General features: G+C 63.9%; 15 protein-coding genes. 3 read left to right on the top strand and 12 right to left on the bottom strand.

Going from position 1 to position 16,836, the window contains the following annotated elements; translation table 11 throughout:
- Positions 1 to 86: 86 nt before the first annotated feature.
- The 3 genes from K0P03_RS28375 to K0P03_RS28365 are packed head-to-tail and all read left to right on the top strand — an operon-like array spanning position 87 to position 3,882.
- Complete coding sequence (locus K0P03_RS28375) at positions 87 to 1,460, top strand: transaminase (RefSeq protein ID WP_272791330.1); 1,374 nt, start codon at positions 87 to 89, stop codon at positions 1,458 to 1,460.
- Positions 1,457 to 2,845 (top strand): glutamine synthetase family protein, encoded by a 1,389-nt coding sequence (locus K0P03_RS28370; protein WP_272791329.1) that lies wholly within the window; start codon positions 1,457 to 1,459, stop codon positions 2,843 to 2,845. Before K0P03_RS28375 ends, K0P03_RS28370 begins: the two co-directional genes overlap by 4 nt.
- Positions 2,846 to 2,847: 2 nt before the next feature.
- Entirely contained in the window at positions 2,848 to 3,882 is a 1,035-nt protein-coding gene (locus K0P03_RS28365; RefSeq protein ID WP_272791328.1) for a histone deacetylase family protein, read from the top strand.
- Between the two features lie 7 nt (positions 3,883 to 3,889).
- Here K0P03_RS28365 and K0P03_RS28360 read toward each other — a convergent pair whose 3' ends face one another.
- The 12 genes from K0P03_RS28360 to K0P03_RS28305 all read right to left on the bottom strand — a co-directional run bounded on the left by K0P03_RS28360 (position 3,890) and on the right by K0P03_RS28305 (position 16,835).
- Positions 3,890 to 5,032: an alpha-hydroxy acid oxidase gene (locus K0P03_RS28360; protein WP_272791405.1), complete on the bottom strand. Its 1,143-nt coding sequence runs from the start codon at positions 5,030 to 5,032 to the stop codon at positions 3,890 to 3,892.
- A 234-nt stretch (positions 5,033 to 5,266) separates the two neighbouring features.
- The gene (gene fba / locus K0P03_RS28355; protein ID WP_050744941.1) at positions 5,267 to 6,310 is read right to left on the bottom strand and encodes a class II fructose-bisphosphate aldolase; all 1,044 of its coding nucleotides are present in this window, start codon (positions 6,308 to 6,310) and stop codon (positions 5,267 to 5,269) included.
- Positions 6,311 to 6,555: 245 nt separating this feature from the next.
- Positions 6,556 to 9,285, bottom strand: coding sequence for a DNA translocase FtsK (locus tag K0P03_RS28350; RefSeq protein WP_443020615.1), 2,730 nt, complete (start codon positions 9,283 to 9,285; stop codon positions 6,556 to 6,558).
- 107 nt (positions 9,286 to 9,392) lie between these two features.
- A complete protein-coding gene (locus K0P03_RS28345) occupies positions 9,393 to 10,460 on the bottom strand; it encodes an ABC transporter ATP-binding protein (RefSeq protein WP_272791327.1) in 1,068 nt (355 codons plus the stop codon).
- Positions 10,461 to 10,471: 11 nt separating this feature from the next.
- Positions 10,472 to 11,302 carry a carbohydrate ABC transporter permease gene (locus K0P03_RS28340; RefSeq protein ID WP_023514442.1) on the bottom strand — a complete coding sequence of 277 codons (831 nt, stop codon included), beginning with the start codon at positions 11,300 to 11,302 and terminating at the stop codon, positions 10,472 to 10,474.
- 4 nt (positions 11,303 to 11,306) lie between these two features.
- Positions 11,307 to 12,230, bottom strand: coding sequence for a carbohydrate ABC transporter permease (locus K0P03_RS28335; RefSeq protein WP_023514443.1), 924 nt, complete (start codon positions 12,228 to 12,230; stop codon positions 11,307 to 11,309).
- An 86-nt stretch (positions 12,231 to 12,316) separates the two neighbouring features.
- Positions 12,317 to 13,576, bottom strand: a complete 1,260-nt coding sequence (locus tag K0P03_RS28330; protein WP_023514444.1) for an ABC transporter substrate-binding protein — start codon at positions 13,574 to 13,576, stop codon at positions 12,317 to 12,319.
- A 40-nt stretch (positions 13,577 to 13,616) separates the two neighbouring features.
- Positions 13,617 to 14,789: a PLP-dependent transferase gene (locus K0P03_RS28325; protein ID WP_272791326.1), complete on the bottom strand. Its 1,173-nt coding sequence runs from the start codon at positions 14,787 to 14,789 to the stop codon at positions 13,617 to 13,619.
- Positions 14,786 to 15,508, bottom strand: a complete 723-nt coding sequence (locus tag K0P03_RS28320; protein ID WP_023514446.1) for a FadR/GntR family transcriptional regulator — start codon at positions 15,506 to 15,508, stop codon at positions 14,786 to 14,788. The genes K0P03_RS28325 and K0P03_RS28320 overlap by 4 nt, the downstream gene beginning before the upstream one ends.
- Before the next feature lie 180 nt (positions 15,509 to 15,688).
- Positions 15,689 to 16,084, bottom strand: a complete 396-nt coding sequence (gene mnhG, locus K0P03_RS28315) for a monovalent cation/H(+) antiporter subunit G (RefSeq protein WP_272791325.1) — start codon at positions 16,082 to 16,084, stop codon at positions 15,689 to 15,691.
- A complete protein-coding gene (locus K0P03_RS28310; RefSeq protein WP_023514448.1) occupies positions 16,081 to 16,362 on the bottom strand; it encodes a K+/H+ antiporter subunit F in 282 nt (93 codons plus the stop codon). Before K0P03_RS28310 ends, mnhG begins: the two co-directional genes overlap by 4 nt.
- Positions 16,359 to 16,835 carry a Na+/H+ antiporter subunit E gene (locus tag K0P03_RS28305; RefSeq protein ID WP_023514449.1) on the bottom strand — a complete coding sequence of 159 codons (477 nt, stop codon included), beginning with the start codon at positions 16,833 to 16,835 and terminating at the stop codon, positions 16,359 to 16,361. Before K0P03_RS28305 ends, K0P03_RS28310 begins: the two co-directional genes overlap by 4 nt.
- Position 16,836: the final 1 nt, after the last annotated feature.

Genomic DNA, 16,836 nt, shown 5'->3' with positions numbered 1-16,836 from the left:
CGATCTCCGTCATCTTGCCGTTTGACACTTGAAATCACATCAACCAATATGTGATCACATTTTTTGAGGACTTGCTGGAGAACGGGATGGAGAGGGCGAACCTGGAGGCGCGCGCCCGCGCGCTTATCGAGGCAGAAGCAGAGGTTTTTCGCGCGCGGCGGCCCCGGTCGGCGGCGGCGCATGACGAGGCGACCTCGGGCTTCTTCGACGGTGTGCCGCAGCACTGGATGCTCGACTGGCCGACGCCCTTTCCCCTCGTCGTCGATGAGGCCAGCGGCGCCGAACTCGTCGATCTCGATGGCAACCGCATCGTCGACGTCTGCCTCGGCGATACCGGCGCCATGTTCGGCCATGGCCCCGCCCCCGTTCTCGAAGCCCTGAAGAACGCCGGCACGCGCGGTCTCACCACCATGCTGCCCTCGTCCGATGCCGCTGCGGTCGGCCGCCTGCTGGTGGAGCGTTTCGGCCTGCCGCGCTGGCAGCTCGGCGCCACAGCCAGCGATGCCAACCGCTTCGCCATCCGCGTCGCCCGCGCCGTCACCGGCCGGGCAAAGCTCCTCGTCTTCGACGGCTGCTACCATGGCGCGGTGGACGACACGCTGGTGGACCTCGTCGACGGCAAGACCATTTCCCGCCGCAACCTGCTCGGGCAGGTGCGCGATCTCGGCGAACTCACTGTTTCCATCCCCTTCAACGACGAGGCGGCGCTGGAACGGGCGCTCGCAGGAAACGACATCGCCTGCGTGCTCGCAGAACCCGTGATGACGAACTGCGGCATGATCCCGCCAGCTCCCGGCTTCCATGCCGCACTGCGGCGCCTGACACGCGACGCCGGCACGCTGCTGCTCATCGACGAGACGCACACCATCTCCACCGGTCTCGGCGGCTACAGCAAGGTACACGGCCTCGAGCCCGACCTCATGGTGATGGGCAAGCCGATCGGCGGCGGAGTGCCGGTCAGCGTCTGGGGCATGACCCAGGCGATTTCCGACAAGCTGCACGTCATCCGCCGCGAGCAGAGCGGCCACGGCCATTCCGGCATCGGCACGACCCTTTCGGGCAGCGCCCTGCAGCTTGCCTGCCTGCGCGCCTGCCTCGAACATGTCATGACCGAAGAGGCCTATCGCATCATGCAGGCGCGCGCCGACCGGATCGAAGCCGGCTTCAAGGCGGCCATCGCCGCCGCCGGTCTCGACTGGACGGTCTCGCGCGTCGGCGCACGACTTGAAGTCGTCTTCTCGCCCGTCGCCGTGCGCAACGCCGCGGAGGCGCGGGCGGCCGCATCCGACACCATCGAGGCAGCCTTGCACCTTTCCATGCTCAACCTCGGTTATCTCCTGACGCCCTTCCACAATATGGTGCTCGTCAGCCCCGCCCTTTCCGAACAGCAGGCCGGCGGCCTCGTGGAAGCATTCGCGACCGTCACCGGCCGCCTTGCCGAACGGAGGGCCGCCGCGTGAGCCGCGACCTTTCCAGCCGCCCGCCGGAAGCCGCAGATATCGCGGAGGCCGAGGCCTTTCTCGCCGCCCATCCCGAGATCACCGCCTTCGACCTCGTTCTGATCGACCTCAACGGTATCGCCCGCGGAAAGATCATCCGGCGGCACGAGCTGTTGCCGATCTTCCGCTCCGGCCGGCACCTGCCCGGCTCGATCCTCGGCCTCGACGTGACAGGCGAGGATGTGGAGGAAACCGGGCTTGTCTGGTCGGATGGCGATGCCGACCGCCGCGCCTGGCCCATCGCCGGCTCGCTGGTTCCCCTGCCCTGGACCTCGCCGCCGCGCGGTGAGCTGCGTCTTGCGCTTTTCGAGCTCGACGGCACACCGATGGCGGCCGACCCGCGCCATGCGCTGGCGCGGCAAGTGAAGCTTCTTGAGGCCGACGGCTTCCACCCGGTGCTTGCCTATGAGCTGGAATTCTATCTGCTCGATCGCGAACGCACGGCCGATGGGAACTTCCAACCACTCCGCCTGCCGCTTTCCGGCGAACGGCCCGATGGTATCCAGGTCTATGGCGTCACCGAACTGGACCGGCTGGAGCCCTTCATCCATGCCGTCTATCGCGGCGCGGAGGCGCAAGGCCTGCCCGTCGAGACGATGATCTCGGAATACGCCCAGGGCCAGTTCGAGCTGACGCTGCGCCATGGTGCCGCTCTGCGGGCCGCCGACGATCTAACCATGCTGAAGCGTCTGCTACGCGGCCTTGCGGTAAGGCACGGCATGATGGCCTGCTTCATGGCAAAACCCTTCGCCGGGCGTGCCGGCTCCGGCATGCATGTGCATGCGAGCCTCGCCGACGCTGAGGGGAGAAACCGCTTCGCCGATGCGGGCGACGCCCTTTCGCCCCTCCTGAAACACGCAGTCGCCGGCCTGCTCGAAACGATGCATGAATCCATGCTCGTCTTCGCACCGCACTTCAATTCCTGGCGGCGCTTCTCCGCCCAGAGCTACGCGCCGACGACACCGACCTGGGGTACGAACAACCGCAGCGTGGCGGTCCGTATCCCGGCCGGTTCACCCACCGGCCGCCATCTGGAGCAACGCGCCGCCGGCATCGACTCCAACCCCTATCTCGTCGGCGCGACCGTGCTTGCCGGCATGCGCAAGGGCATGCTCGATCAGGCCGATCCCGGCCCCGAGACCACCGCCTATGCCGACAATGCCGGCGACGAATTGCCGCCGGACTGGCGCAGCGCCATCGAGACGGCCGCCCGCTCCACCTTCCTGAAAGAAGCCCTCGGCGAGCGGTTGCACCACGTCCTTCTCGCCCTCAAGCACGCGGAATACCGCCGCTTTGCTGCGGAAGTCACCGCGCTCGAACGCACGCTTTATGGTGAAGTCGTCTGATCATGAAAACCTTCTACACCGCCGACCATCACCTGCATCACAGCGGCATGGAGCTTTCCTTCGGGCGCATCGTCGAGACCTTCGAGATGCCGGAGCGGGCCGAAATCGTCCTTAGACGCGTCAAGGACGTCGGCCTCGGGCCGGTGATCGAACCTGCCGTCTATGATCGAGCGGCCATCGAGCGTATCCATACGCCCGCCTATCTCGACTTCCTGCAAAGCGTCTTTGCCGAATGGCGCGCCGCCGGCCGCGACGGCGAGGTCTGGCCCTATAGCTGGCGCCATCGCTCCATGCCGATGCTCGACGCCCCGCCCGCCGGCCTCGATGCCCGCCTCTCCTACTATTCCTTCGATATGGCCGGCTCGATCACCGAGACGACCTGGCAGGCCGCCAAACGCGCCGCCGACACGGCGCTCGCCGGCGCCGATGCAGTGCTGTCCGGCGAGCGCGCCGCCTTCGCGCTCTGCCGCCCGCCGGGCCATCATGCCGGCCGCGACTTCTTCGGCGGCTACTGCTATCTCAACAATGCCGCCATCGCCGCCCAGCGTTTCCTCGACAACGGTCACGCCCGCGTCGCGATCTTCGACATCGACTACCACCACGGCAATGGCACGCAGGAGATCTTCTACGACCGTGACGACGTGCTGCTCGCAAGCCTGCACGGCGACCCGGATTTCGAGTTCCCCTTCCATCTCGGTTATGCCCGCGAACGTGGTGCAGGCAGCGGCGAGGGCCACAACCTCAACTATCCGCTACCCGCGGGCACAGATTGGCCGGAATGGCAGGCCGCCTTCGAGGATGCACATGCAAAGATCGCCGCCTACGCCCCGACCGCTCTCGTCATCTCGCTCGGCGTCGATACGTTCAAGGAAGACCCGATCTCGCAGTTCAAGCTGGAAAGCGAGCATTTCCTCACCATCGGCCGCCGCATCGCCGACTTCGCTCTCCCCACCCTCTTCGTCATGGAAGGCGGCTACGCAGTGGACGCCCTCGGCGTCAACGCCGTGAACGTCCTGCAGGGATTCCAGGGCGCCTGACGCTCGCTTAAAGATCCTGGTGCAGGTTCTTGCGTGACAGGTTCTTAACGTCCCGCTCACCGCAGAGCGCCATGGTGATGTCGAGCTCCTTGCGGATGATCTCGAGGGCGCGGCGAACGCCCGGCTTGCCGCCAGCGCCGAGGCCGTAGAGGAAGGGGCGGCCGATATAGGTGCCCTTGGCACCGTAGCAGAGGGATTTCAGCACGTCCTGGCCGGAGCGGATACCGCCGTCGATATGGACCTCCATCTTGTCGCCGACGGCATCGACGATGCGCGGCAGCATGCTGATAGAGGACGCGGCGCCGTCAAGCTGGCGGCCACCGTGGTTGGAGACGATGATGGCATCGGCGCCGCTATCAAGCGACATGCGCGCATCTTCCTCGTCGAGAATGCCCTTGAGGATGAGCTTGCCGCCCCAGCGATCGCGGATCCACTCGATATCCTTCCAGGAGAGCTGCGGATCGAACTGTTCCGAGGTCCAGGAGGAGAGCGAGGAAAGATCCTCCACCCCCTTGGCATGGCCGACGATATTGCCGAAGGTGCGGCGTTTGGTGCCGAGCATATCGAGGCACCAGAAGGGCCGCGTCGCCATCTGCCAGAGATGTTTCGGCGTGAAGCGCGGCGGGGCGGAAAGACCGTTGCGCAGGTCCTTGTGGCGCTGGCCCAGGATCTGCAGGTCGAGCGTCAGCACAAGCGCCGAGCAGCCGGCGGCCTTGGCGCGGTCGATGAGGTTGTGGACGAACTCCTTGTCCTGCATCACGTAGAGCTGGAACCAGAAGGGCTTCGACGTCACGGAGCGCACGTCTTCGATCGAGCAGATGCTCATCGTCGACAGCGTGAACGGCACACCGAACTCCTCAGCCGCCTGTGCGGCGAGCATTTCGCCATCGGCATGCTGCATGCCGGTAAAGCCGGTCGGCGCGAGCGCAACAGGCATCGACACCTTCTCGCCGATCATCTCGCTTTCCAGCGAGCGGTTCGTCATGTCGACGAGCACGCGCTGGCGCAGCTTGATCTTGTGGAAGTCGTCCTCGTTGGCCCGGTAGGTCCCCTCGGTCCAGGCACCGGAATCCGCATATTCGAAGAACATCTTCGGCACGCGGCGGCGCGCCCGGTCCTTGAGGTCCGCGATCGTCAGGGCCTGGTCTATGCTCATGCTGTCTGTCCTCGCATCATCCGGCTTTTCGGGATCGCACTCTTTTACGAAGGCGCGCGCAGGCCTGCAACGCCTTCCTGCCGGTTTCGGCGGGAAACATGCACCCTCATATGAATGAGGTGTTCACGAGTAAAGAATGATGACGCGACGCTGTCAATGTACATTTGACGGCCGACCGCCGCTGCCGCGAGAAAACCGCCCTCCCGGCGAACCGGGAGGGCGAAAGCCTTACTTGGTGGCGTAGAACTTCGCCATGTCGGGCAAGCGCTTCACGCGAATGCTGGACGCCTTGCCCGCGGTGCGAAAGGCCTCGAAACGCTCCTTGCAGACTTCCGTCATCAGCGCGGTCGCCGGCTTCAGGTAGGTGCGCGGGTCGAAATTGTCCGGCTTTTCCTTGAAGTTCTTGCGGATCGTGCCGGTCATGGCGAGGCGAAGGTCCGTGTCGATGTTGACCTTGCGCACGCCGAGCGGAATCGCCTTCTGGATTTCGGCAACCGGCACACCCCAGGTCTGCTTCATCTCGCCGCCATAGGTGGTGAAGAGATCCTGCAGCTCCTGCGGGACCGAGGAGGAGCCGTGCATGACGAGATGCGTGTTCGGCAGCTTCTTGTTGATACTGGCGATCGTGTCGATCGACAGGATGTCGCCGTCTGGCGCACGGGTGAACTTGTAGGCGCCGTGGCTGGTGCCGATGGCGACGGCAAGCGCGTCGACGCCGGTTTTGGAGACGAAATCGAGCGCCTGGTCCGGGTCGGTCAGCAGCTCCTCGCGGGAAAGCTTGCCCTCGAAGCCATGGCCATCTTCCTTGTCGCCGGCGCCCGTTTCCAGGTTACCGAGACAGCCAAGCTCACCTTCGACCGACACACCGGCCGCATGCGCGATCTTCACCACTTCCGCGGTGACATCGACATTGTATTCGTAGCTGGCGACGGTCTTGCCGTCGGCGAGCAGCGAGCCATCCATCATGACGGAGGTGAAACCGTTGGTGATGGCCGAGATGCAGGTGGAAGGCTGGTCGCCATGGTCAAGGTGGAGGCAGACCGGAATATGCGGATATTCTTCCGCCGCACCGAGGATGAGATGGCGCAGGAAAGCATCGCCGGCATAGGCGCGCGCACCGCGGCTTGCCTGCAGGATCACCGGAGAATCCGTCGCATCTGCCGCGCGCATGACCGCCTGGATATATTCCAGGTTGTTGACGTTGAATGCGGGCAGTGCGTAATTATTCTCCGCTGCGTGATCGAGCAATTGCCGCATGGTGATCAATGCCATTCCTGTCCTCCTTCGGATGCAGTTTCATCGGGTTGGCGGCACTATTCACAGATCGCTCCGCCATATGCAACAGCCCTCAAAGACCCCGGTCAAAGCCAAATCGATTAAATGCTGCGGCGGAAATAAATTTCCGGTGGACACGGTAAAAATCCGGCCCGCGCGAGCGGACCGGATGCCAAAAATCCATTCCAGTTCAAATAAATAGGACAAATGCCCGGCCGTCTCTCAACGGCCGGGCGAAAGACCTATTCCGCCTCGTCGGCTTCCGGAGCCTGGAAGCTGCCGCGCTCGCCGGAGATGATCTCGCGCTTGCCGACATGGTTGGCAGGGCCGACGAGGCCTTCCTTCTCCATGCGCTCGACGAGGGACGCGGCGCGGTTGTAGCCGACGGCAAGGCGACGCTGGATATAAGAGGTCGAGCACTTGCGGTCGCGCATGACGACCTTGACGGCCTTCTCGTAGAGGTCGTCGCCGTCTTCGGCCGCAATATCGCCCTTGTCGAACACTGCGCCGCCGGCCGCCGGCTTCTCGTCCTCTTCTTCCTCTTCCTCGGCGGTCACGGTCTCCAGATATTCCGGGCGACCCTGAGCCTTCAGGTGCAGCACGACCTTTTCGACTTCCTCGTCGGAGACGAAAGGACCATGCACACGGGAAATGCGCCCGCCGCCGGCCATATGCAGCATGTCGCCCTGGCCGAGCAGCTGTTCGGCGCCTTGCTCGCCGAGGATGGTACGGCTGTCGATCTTCGACGTCACTTGGAAGGAGATGCGCGTCGGGAAGTTCGCCTTGATCGTGCCGGTAATGACATCGACCGAGGGGCGCTGCGTCGCCATGATCAGGTGGATGCCGGCCGCGCGGGCCATCTGGGCGAGCCGCTGGATCGCGCCTTCGATCTCCTTGCCGGCGACCATCATCAGATCAGCCATCTCGTCGACGATGACGACGATGTAGGGCATCGGATCGAGGGCGAGTTCCTGCTCCTCGTGGATCGCCTCGCCGGTGCCCTTGTCGAAGCCGGTCTGGACGCTGATCGAGATGGTCTCGCCCTTGTCGCGCGCGGCGGCCACACGGTTGTTGTAGCCGTCGATGTTGCGCACGCCGAGACGCGACATCTTCTTGTAGCGGTCCTCCATCTCGCGCACCGCCCATTTCAGCGCCATGACGGCCTTCTTGGGATCGGTGACGACGGGGGTCAGGAGGTGCGGGATACCGTCATAGATCGACAGTTCCAGCATCTTCGGATCGACCATGATCAGGCGGCACTCTTCCGGACGGAAGCGATAGAGCAGCGAGAGGATCATCGTGTTGATGGCGACGGACTTGCCCGAGCCGGTGGTGCCGGCGACGAGCAGGTGCGGCATCTTGGCGAGTTCCGCGATGACGGGCTCGCCGCCGATCGTCTTGCCGAGGCAGATCGGCAGCTTGAAGCCGGTCTTTGCGAAGTCCTGGCTCTCGATCATCTCGCGGAAATAGACCGTCTCGCGCGTGGCGTTCGGCAGTTCGATGCCGATGACGTTGCGGCCGGGCACGACCGCGACACGGGCCGACAGCGCCGACATGGAGCGGGCGATATCGTCGGCAAGGCCGATGACGCGGGAGGATTTGACGCCGGGCGCCGGCTCGAACTCATAGAGCGTGACGACCGGGCCGGGACGAACGTGGATGATCTCCCCGCGCACGCCAAAATCTTCCAGCACGCTTTCGAGAAGGCCGGCATTCTGCTCCAGCTGTTCCTGGGTGAGCACGTAGCCGACGGTGCCCGGAGGCTCCTGCAGGAGTTCGCGCGGCGGGTATTCGTAGGCATCGCCTGCCGGTGTCGCCATCATGACCTGGAACGGCCGGGAGCGCGAGAGCACCGAGGACGGGGTTTCGCGCACAGGCTCGACAACAGCAACCGGCGTGGCGGCAACCGGAACAGGCTGGACCTCGACGACAGCCGGCACGATCTCGGCCACCGCTTCGATGACCGGAGGGGCAACGACCGCGACGGGCTCGGCCTTCACTTCGGCAACGGGCGCAGCGTCGGCAACCGTTGTCCGGGCAACGGGCGGGCGGCATTCGACGACGCGGAAGAGCGAGGTAATGGAAGGCACTTCCTGACGCATCTCGGGAACCGCAACGGGCTGCGGTACGACCACGGTGGCCGGTGCAGGAACGGGCAACGGCATGCGCACGACGGTGACGGCAGGCCTTGCCGGCCGCTCGACCGCATCTTCGTCCGGTACAAGCGTTTCCCAGAAGGCATGGTCGGACAGGTTGGCAAAGCGGCTGATTGCAGTACGCACGTCGGTCTTCTCGGCAGTTTTTGGAATGGAGGTGGCAGGTCTGGCGATGGAAGCGACCGGCATGGCGGGCGCGACCGCCCTTGCGGCAAGAGGTGCGGGCAGCGGAACGGCCGGCTTGAACACGACAGCGGCATCAGCGGGCGTTCCCGTCGTGCCGGCAGCGACCACGGCCTGAACCAGCGGCGGCACCGGTTCGGCAACGATAGTCGCCGCGGCCGCTTCGGCCTGCTGCGCCTCGGACCGGCGGCGACGGTCTTCCAGCGCCTCGCGAAGGCGCTGCAGCAGCTCCGCCTGGGAAAGCTGCAGCATCTCGGCAGGCTGCGCCGCCGGCTGGGCAACCTGCTCGACCACCGGCTCGACCTGGCGCACCTCTTCCGCAACCGCCTCCTCGATCTTGGAAGCGACCTTGTCGGGGGTGCGGGTGAAGCGGACGTTCGGCGCCATGTAGAAATGGCTTTCCCAGCTTCCGTCGGCATATTGGCCCGGATCGTAGCTCCTCAGCGCCGGCGAGCGGAAGCGCGGGCGATAGTCCTCGTCATTGGCAACCGGCTCATCGGCCGCGTGCCAATCCTCGACTTCCGGAACGACTTCCGGCAAGGCGTTGTTTTCGTGGGAATAATACGGCGCTTGTTCGCCGACTCCCTCTTCGGTTTCAAGGACAGGGTAGAAGTTTGTTCTGGAAATACGCATGAACCTGCAAACTCGACGATCATTGCCGATAGGGATGCGTAGATGGTTAGGAAATGAAGGTTAACATTGTCTTTGGATGGGGCCGAAATCGTGTTCACGATCCCGTTTCAATCCATCCGCCGGCCCTCCGTTCCGAAGAGGTGAAGCCGCTCCTGTGGCAGGTCGACGCGGACCGTCGCGCCTGGATCCAGCATGGTCCGGTCGAGCGTGAAAATTTTCATCGGAACGTCGTGAATGGTCACATGCATGATGATACCGAAACCCGTCGGCTCGATGAGATCGACTTTCGCCTCCAGCGCGCCGCGCGCGTTCAGCACCACATGCTCGGGACGGATACCGAGCGTCGCTGCCGCGCCTGATTCGATGCCGCTTCTTCGAGGAGCAGACAACGTCGCGCCGTTTGCCAGCCGCAGGTCCGCCTGGTCGCCGGACACGAGATAGCGCCCCTCGAAGAAGTTCATGCCCGGCGAACCGATGAAGCCCGCAACGAAGAGATTGGCCGGCCGGTCATAAAGATCGAGCGGCGTGCCGACCTGCTGGACCACCCCGGCATGCATGGCGACGATCCGGTCCGCCAGCGTCATGGCCTCGATCTGATCGTGGGTGACGTATATGGATGTTGCATGAAGATCGCCGTGCAACTTCTTGATTTCGGCGCGCATCTGCTCGCGCAGCCGCGCGTCGAGATTGGACAGCGGCTCGTCGAAGAGAAAGGCTTTCGGCTGGCGCACGATGGCGCGGCCCATGGCGACACGCTGGCGCTGGCCGCCCGAGAGCGCGCGTGGCCGGCGCTCCAGCAGCGGATCGAGGCCAAGCTTCGAGGCGGCATTGCCGACGGCGCTGGCAATCTTTTCCTTCGCGGTGCGGCGGAGTTTCAGGCTGTAACTCATGTTGTCGGCAACGCTCATATGCGGATAGAGCGCATAGGACTGAAACACCATGGCGATGTCACGGTCCTTCGGGGCAAGGTCGTTGACCCGTTTGCCGTCGATGCGGATGTCACCGGACGTCACGTCCTCCAGCCCGGCGATCATGCGCAGCAGCGTGGATTTCCCGCAGCCGGAGGGCCCGACCAGCACGATGAACTCGCCGTCGCGGATGGTGAGATCGACACCGTGCAGCACGGAGAAGGCGCCGAAGCTCTTGCGGATGTCCTGGATATCGATGGAGGCCATGAAAAACCCTTTCAGCCTTTGACCGCACCGGCCGTCAGGCCCTGCACGAGATAGCGCTGGATGAGGAGGAAGAAGAGGCATGCCGGGATAAGCGCGAGAATGCCCGCCGCCATCATCTGCCCGAAATCGACCGAGAACTTCGAAACGAAGGTGAGCAGGCCGACCGGGAAGGTTGCAGCGTCATTGCCCGAGATCAGCATCAGCGCGAAGAGCAGTTCGCTCCAGGCCGCGGTGAAGACGAAGCCGAGCGTCGCGGCGATGCCGGGCAGCGTCAGCGGCAGGATGATCTGGCGGAAGGCGACGAACTGTGTCGCCCCGTCGATCATCGCCGCCTCCTCCAGGTCCTTCGGAATGCCGTCGAAGAAGGACTGCATGAGGAAGGTGGCGAAGGGCACGTTGAACGCGGTATAGACGATGACGAGGCCGGTGAGGCTGTTGGTCAGCCCCAGCGGCGAAAGCATCTTGAAGATCGGCGCGACCAGCATGACCAGCGGGAACATCTGCGTGATCAGCATCAGTGCGACGATCCAGTATTTTGCGCGGAATTTGAAGCGTGAGAGCGCGTAGCCGGCGAGCGAGGCGAGGATCGTCACCGCGACGGCGGTCGAGCCGGCGACGATCAGGCTGTTCTTGAAGAAGGTCGGGAAGGCGCTGTGGGCGATGACGAAGGTGTAGTGCTCCAGGGTGGCACGCGAGGGCCACAGGCGCACCCCCTCGCTGTAGAGCAGGTCGTTCGGCGTGACCGAGACCTTCAGCAGCCAGAACAGCGGGAAGAGCGCGACGACGATATAGGCGAGGATCGCGAGCCGGTGAAGAACGGTGAGGATTGGCTTGCTTCGCATGGTCTCAGCCCTTGTTCAGCAGCGTCTGGCGAAGCAGCACGATCAGCATGGAGTAGACGAGCAGCAGGATCAGCAGCACGAGAGCGATGGCCGAGGCGTAGCCGAAGTCGAGCCGCTTGAACGCCTGGGTGAAGATGTAGCTGGCGACGATCTGCGTGCGGTCGGCCGGCCCGCCATTGGTCATGACGACGATAAGGTCGGCGAAATTGGAGATCCAGACGGTGCGCAGGAGAATGGTGATGGCGATGGTCGGCGCCAGGAACGGCAGCGTGATAGAGAGGAAACGCTGCACCGGCCCTGCCCCGTCGATGCTGGCGGCCTCGTAGAGATCGCGTGGGATCGCCTGAAGCGCAGCGAGCAGAGTGATCGCGAAAAAGGGAATGCCCCACCAGACATTGGCGGCGATCGGCCCCCACATGGCGAGCTGCGGGTCGGAGAGGATGTTGTTCGGCGCGTCCAGCATGCCGAGCGCGTGCATCCAGTGCGGCAGCGGGCCGATCACCGGATTGAACAGCCAGGCCCAGTTGAGGCCGGCGAGAAAACTCGGCACGGCCCAGGGCAGGAAGACCAGCGCCTGTGCGAGGCCGCGACCGGCGAAGGGTTTGTCGAGCAGCAGCGCGAGGATGAGACCGAAGACGAATTGCAGGAAGACAGAGGCGCCCGTCCACCACAGCGTGTTGCGCAGCGCCCGAAAGAAGGCCTGATCCTCCGATAGCGCGCGAAAATGATCGAGCCCTATGAAACCGCCGGAAAGCGGGTTCAGAAGCTGGATATCGCGGAACGCATAGGAAATGCCGAGCACCAGCGGCACCAGCATGACCGATATGATGAGGATCAGCGCTGGTGCGCTGTAGAGATAGGGTTCCGATGCGTCGGCGATCCGCTTCCTGAGCGGCCGCACGGCTTGCGGATGGACGGCAAGGGTCATCGTCTCGCTTCCGTTCAAGGTGGCGGGGCGTTCTGGGAGAATGTCTGCGGGCGGAGCCTCGTGTCTCCGCCCGCAGGGTCCTCAGCCTACTTCTTGGCGAGGAACTTCTGCTGTGCCTTGGTCAGGTAGTCCGCCCACTGGTTGGCGAGATCTTCCGGCGTGATGTCGCCAAGAAGGGCTTCCTGCGAGGTCTTGATGACGAGCGAATCCTTGAAGAAGGCGAACTCCTCAAGATGCGTCGGCATGACGGTCGGCACGGCATCCTTGTCCTCGAGCTCGGCAAACCAGCCCTTGAACTGCTCGCTGGCGTAGAACGGGTCCTTTTCCGCCGAAGTGTGCACCGGCAGCGCACCGGTGCGCTTGTTCCACTCGATATTGCCTTCCGGCCCTTCGAGCGTCTCGATCAGCTTCCAGGACAGGTCCTTGTTGGCGCTGGAGGCGAACATCGACCAGCCTGCAAAACCGATCGTCGGGAAGGTCTTTCCGGCGGGCCCCTTCGGCATGGTCATGATGCCGTAGTCTTCCGCCTTCATGCGTTCGGCGATGGCGATCAGCGCGTCCGGGTCCTGGTCGAGGAAGGCGCAGGTGCCCGAATAGAAGCCCGCGACGATCTCGTTAAAACCCCAGTTGACGCTGTCCTTCGGGGCATAGCCGTTCTTGTAGAGATCGATGACGAAGGTCAGACCCTTGACCCAGCCTTCGCTGTTGAAGGTGGAGGTGCCGTCCTCGTTGAAGAATTTGTTGTCGCCCGCCATGGACGCGCCGAACATCACCCAGCCGTTGAGGCCGCCCGGGCCGCCGCGCAGGCAATAGCCGTATTTGCCGGGCAATGCCGAGACCTTCTTGGAGGCTTCGGCGAATTCGTCCAGCGTCTTCGGCGGCTCGGATACGCCGGCCTCCGCGAGCAGCTTCTTGTTGTAGAACATGGCGCGCAGATAGAAGCCGTAGGGCAGCATGTAGGCCGTGTCGTTGATGTCGCGGCCAAGCTCAAGGGCACGAGCCGTAAGGCCGGGCGTGTGCTCCCACTTCGCAAGATACGGTTCCAGGCTCTCCAGCATGCCGTTGTTGGCATAGAGCGACAGCCAGGTATCGGGCATTTCCATGACGTCAGGCACTTCACCGGCCGAGACCATGGTGGCAAATTTCTGGAAGGCCTCGCCCCAGGGAAGCGAGATGATCTCCACCTTGGTGCCGGGGTTCGCCGCCTCGAACTTCCCGACGATGGATTTCAGCGTCTCCGTGCGCTCAGGGCTGGTGATGACCTCGACAAGCTTCAGCGTCGTATCCGCCAAGGCGCTCGATGCCATCAGGGTGGTGATGAATGCTGCAGTCAAAAGTCTCTTCATGGTCGTTCCCTCTTTTGTGGTTTTGCTTAGAAGTTTGACGTCAGGTTTGGGTTGCGGCCGCTATCGCCGCATCCAGGTCACTCCACAGGACCTCGGTTCCCTCCAGGCCGATATGGAGACGCACGGACCGCGCATCGATGCCGAAGGCATGCGCGGAATTCGGCTGAGCCTTCTGTTGAAGGACAACTTCCCCAGGCACGATCAGGCTCTCGTGCCCGCCCCAGGAGACGCCGAGCTTGAAGAGCTTCAGCTGGTCGGCGAAGGCGCGGATGTCGATGCCGTCACGGAAGGTGAAGGAGAAGAGACCCGACGTTCCGGTCAGTCCCGGCGGCAGGCGGTTGGCGAGCGCGGGATGAAAGACCTTGTCGACGATGTCGAGCGCTTGCAGGCGCTTTGCGATTTCGAGCGCCGAGGCCTCATGCGCCTTCATGCGGATGGGCAGGGTGCGCAGCCCGCGCACCAGCAGCCAGGCATCGAAGGGCGAAAGTTTTCCGCCGAGATAGGGATAGGCTTCCGACCGGATACGGCCGATCAGCTCCTTCGAGCCGGCGACGACACCAGCGACGACATCGCTATGCCCACCGAGATATTTCGAGGCCGAGTGCAGCACGAGATCGACACCCAGCATCAGCGGGCGCTGGAAGACCGGGCTTGCCCAGCTGTTGTCGATGACGCTGACAATGCCGTGCTTCTTTGCGAGCGCGGCGAGTGCGCCGACATCGTGCGCTTCCATCACCCAGCTCGTCGGGCTTTCGAGATAGAGCAGCTTCGCGCCGGGCAGAGCTTTCGCCACCGCCTCCTCGTCGCGCCCGTCGACATAGGTCACTTCGATCTTCATGCGCTTCAGATGCGTGCCGAACAGGCGGAAGGCATCCGGATAGCAGTGACGCACAGCGACGATACGGTCGCCGGGCTCGACGAAGGAGAGCACGGTGGAAGAGATCGCCGCCATGCCGCTGGCAAAGCCGAGGGCATCCTCGCCGCCTTCGAGCTTGGCCAGCACCTCCTCGAAAGCGCGCACCGTCGGGTTGAGGCCGCGCGTATAGATCGGCCGCACGATCTCACCACGATAGGCGGCCACCATCTCGTCATAGCTGCCGAAGGTGAAGAGCGAGGTCTGCACGATGGGCGGCACGACCGCATCGAAGGCGTTCGCTTCGTCATGGGCGACGGTGAGAGCGGCAAAGTCGAACGGATCGGCTCCGTTGATCATCGGGACATGTCCTTGATGTCTTCCTCGACGACGGCGAGGATCTTTAACGTTTCCGCCCGCGCCGCCTCGGGATCCCGTGCAGCGATGGCGTTGAAGAGCGTGCGGTGGAACGGAAAGGAGCGGCGGGCGAAGTCCGGCCGGTTGAACGGTTTTTCCCAGAAGCGCTCGAAGGCGCCGCGCATCTGCTCCAGAAGCTGCTTGAACAGCGGATTGTGCGTGGCATCGTAGATCGCGAGGTGGAAAGCGAGGTCTTCCGGTCCGGACGTGCCCTTGGAGAGGTGCACCCGCTCCATCTCGTCGAGCCTCGCTTCGATGGTCGCGACATCCTCTTCCGTGCGCCGCCGGGCTGCCACCATGCCGGCCTCGCATTCGATGCCGCGGCGCACTTCCAGCGTCTGAAGCAGCACGTCGCGCAAGTGCACCGCATCGAAGGAGAGCGGCATATGCACCGTCGCCGTCGTTATCGGCTTCAGGAGATAGGTGCCGCTGCCCTTGCGGCTTTCGATGACGCCGAGCGCCTGGAAATGACGGATCGCCTCGCGGATCGTCGAGCGCCCCACCACGAGCGCCGCCATCAGCTCGCGCTCGGCCGGCAGCCGGTCACCCGCTGCAAGATTGGCGCGGTCGATATAGGAGGCCAGCGCCTCCGTCACCTGCCGCGCCCGGTCAATGGGCGGCAACGGCGCGATCTGCGGCCTGTCGCTCAATTCGCCTGGCATGACGCCATGTCCCCTGTTTCGTGTCAGCTTCTCAAATTGGTCTGACATCTTAGCATTATGCGCCGGGCTTCGACTGTCAAGCGCCAATCATCCGTGAGCAGATCCATCGCCAATAAAAAACGGGCCGATCAAGAGATCGGCCCGCATGGGACTGTCGATAACGTAGCGTGCGACGGGCGGCTATTCGCCCGCAGCGGGTTGACCCTCGGGCTCCCGCTCGACCGGGGCTTCGGCTGGCACATCCGGATTGCCCTCCGCCCGGTCGCGATGCAACGTGGCGCGGGCAAGCAGCATGAGCGTGACGGGGGTCGTCACGGTGATGAAGATACCGATCAGGATCTCATGCACGACAGGACGGGTGGCGAGCACCGTGAAAAAGATCATCGAGGCCATGACGATGCCGCCAGTACCCCAGCTCGAACCGAGCGTCGGCGCATGGATGCGCTCGTAGAAGGTCGGCAGGCGGACGAAGCCGATCGTGCCGACCAGCGTCAGGCCGGCGCCAACCACCAGGAAGAAAGAAACGGCAAGCGCCGCCCAGGCCGGCAGGTCGCCTGCGAACTCGATGTCCGTCATTCGATCACCTCCCCGCGCATGAGGAACTTGGCGAGCGCAACCGTCGCGACGAAACCGAGCATGCCGATGACGAGCGAAGCCTCGAAATAGATATCCTTGCCGGTACGGATGCCGAAGACCATCAGGAGCAGCATGGAGTTGAGGTAGAGCGTGTCGAGCGCCAGGACACGGTCCTGCGCACGGGGTCCGCGGAACATGCGGAAGGCCGCAAGCGCCATGGCGATGGCGAGGAACACCTGCGCGATGGTGATGGACCAGATGAGAATCGTGTGGCTCATTCGAAGATCTCCATCAGCAGCGCCTCGTAACGGTTCTTGATCAGCGCCTGCCACTCGGCCTCGTCGACGAGGTCGAGGACATGGATCAGCACCGTCTTGCTGAGCGAATTGTACTCGAGCCAGGCCGTGCCCGGCGTGCTCGTGATGACGACAGCCAGCACGGCGAGCGCCGTCGGGTTTTCCAGCGCGACGGGTACGGTGATGAAGCCGGCCTTGTGCTTGCGCCGGCCACCGGTGAGAAGGATGGAGGCAACGGCAAGGTTCGAGCGCAGGATGTCGTAGAGTACGATGCCGACGAGCTTGGGCAGCAGATACCATTTCGGCAGGCGTGGCTTCACCGGGCGCAGGGCCGCCATGCCCCAGGAGGCGAAGACCGACACGATGCAGCCGAGGATGAGATGGCCGAGCGTAAAGCCGTTGAGGGCAAGCCACATGATGACGAGCGAGGCGCTGAGCAGCGGATAGGGCAGCATT

This window comes from Shinella sp. HY16, assembly GCF_028534175.1.
Lineage (GTDB): Bacteria > Pseudomonadota > Alphaproteobacteria > Rhizobiales > Rhizobiaceae > Shinella.
This window is presented reverse-complemented; position numbering and strand designations above follow the sequence as displayed.

Bases quoted from the DNA above. Each gene is read 5' to 3' on its own strand.
- K0P03_RS28375 (WP_272791330.1), top strand. From the start codon at position 87: ATGGAGAGGGCGAACCTGGAGGCGCGCGCCCGCGCGCTTATCGAGGCA.
- K0P03_RS28365 (WP_272791328.1), top strand. From the start codon at position 2,848: ATGAAAACCTTCTACACCGCCGACCATCACCTGCATCACAGCGGCATG.
- fba (WP_050744941.1), bottom strand. From the start codon at position 6,310: ATGGCATTGATCACCATGCGGCAATTGCTCGATCACGCAGCGGAGAAT.
- K0P03_RS28350 (WP_443020615.1), bottom strand. From the start codon at position 9,285: ATGCGTATTTCCAGAACAAACTTCTACCCTGTCCTTGAAACCGAAGAG.
- K0P03_RS28345 (WP_272791327.1), bottom strand. From the start codon at position 10,460: ATGGCCTCCATCGATATCCAGGACATCCGCAAGAGCTTCGGCGCCTTC.
- K0P03_RS28340 (WP_023514442.1), bottom strand. From the start codon at position 11,302: ATGCGAAGCAAGCCAATCCTCACCGTTCTTCACCGGCTCGCGATCCTC.
- K0P03_RS28335 (WP_023514443.1), bottom strand. From the start codon at position 12,230: ATGACCCTTGCCGTCCATCCGCAAGCCGTGCGGCCGCTCAGGAAGCGG.
- K0P03_RS28330 (WP_023514444.1), bottom strand. From the start codon at position 13,576: ATGAAGAGACTTTTGACTGCAGCATTCATCACCACCCTGATGGCATCG.
- K0P03_RS28325 (WP_272791326.1), bottom strand. From the start codon at position 14,789: ATGATCAACGGAGCCGATCCGTTCGACTTTGCCGCTCTCACCGTCGCC.
- K0P03_RS28320 (WP_023514446.1), bottom strand. From the start codon at position 15,508: ATGCCAGGCGAATTGAGCGACAGGCCGCAGATCGCGCCGTTGCCGCCC.
- mnhG (WP_272791325.1), bottom strand. From the start codon at position 16,084: ATGACGGACATCGAGTTCGCAGGCGACCTGCCGGCCTGGGCGGCGCTT.
- K0P03_RS28310 (WP_023514448.1), bottom strand. From the start codon at position 16,362: ATGAGCCACACGATTCTCATCTGGTCCATCACCATCGCGCAGGTGTTC.
- K0P03_RS28305 (WP_023514449.1), bottom strand. From the start codon at position 16,835: ATGCTGCCCTATCCGCTGCTCAGCGCCTCGCTCGTCATCATGTGGCTT.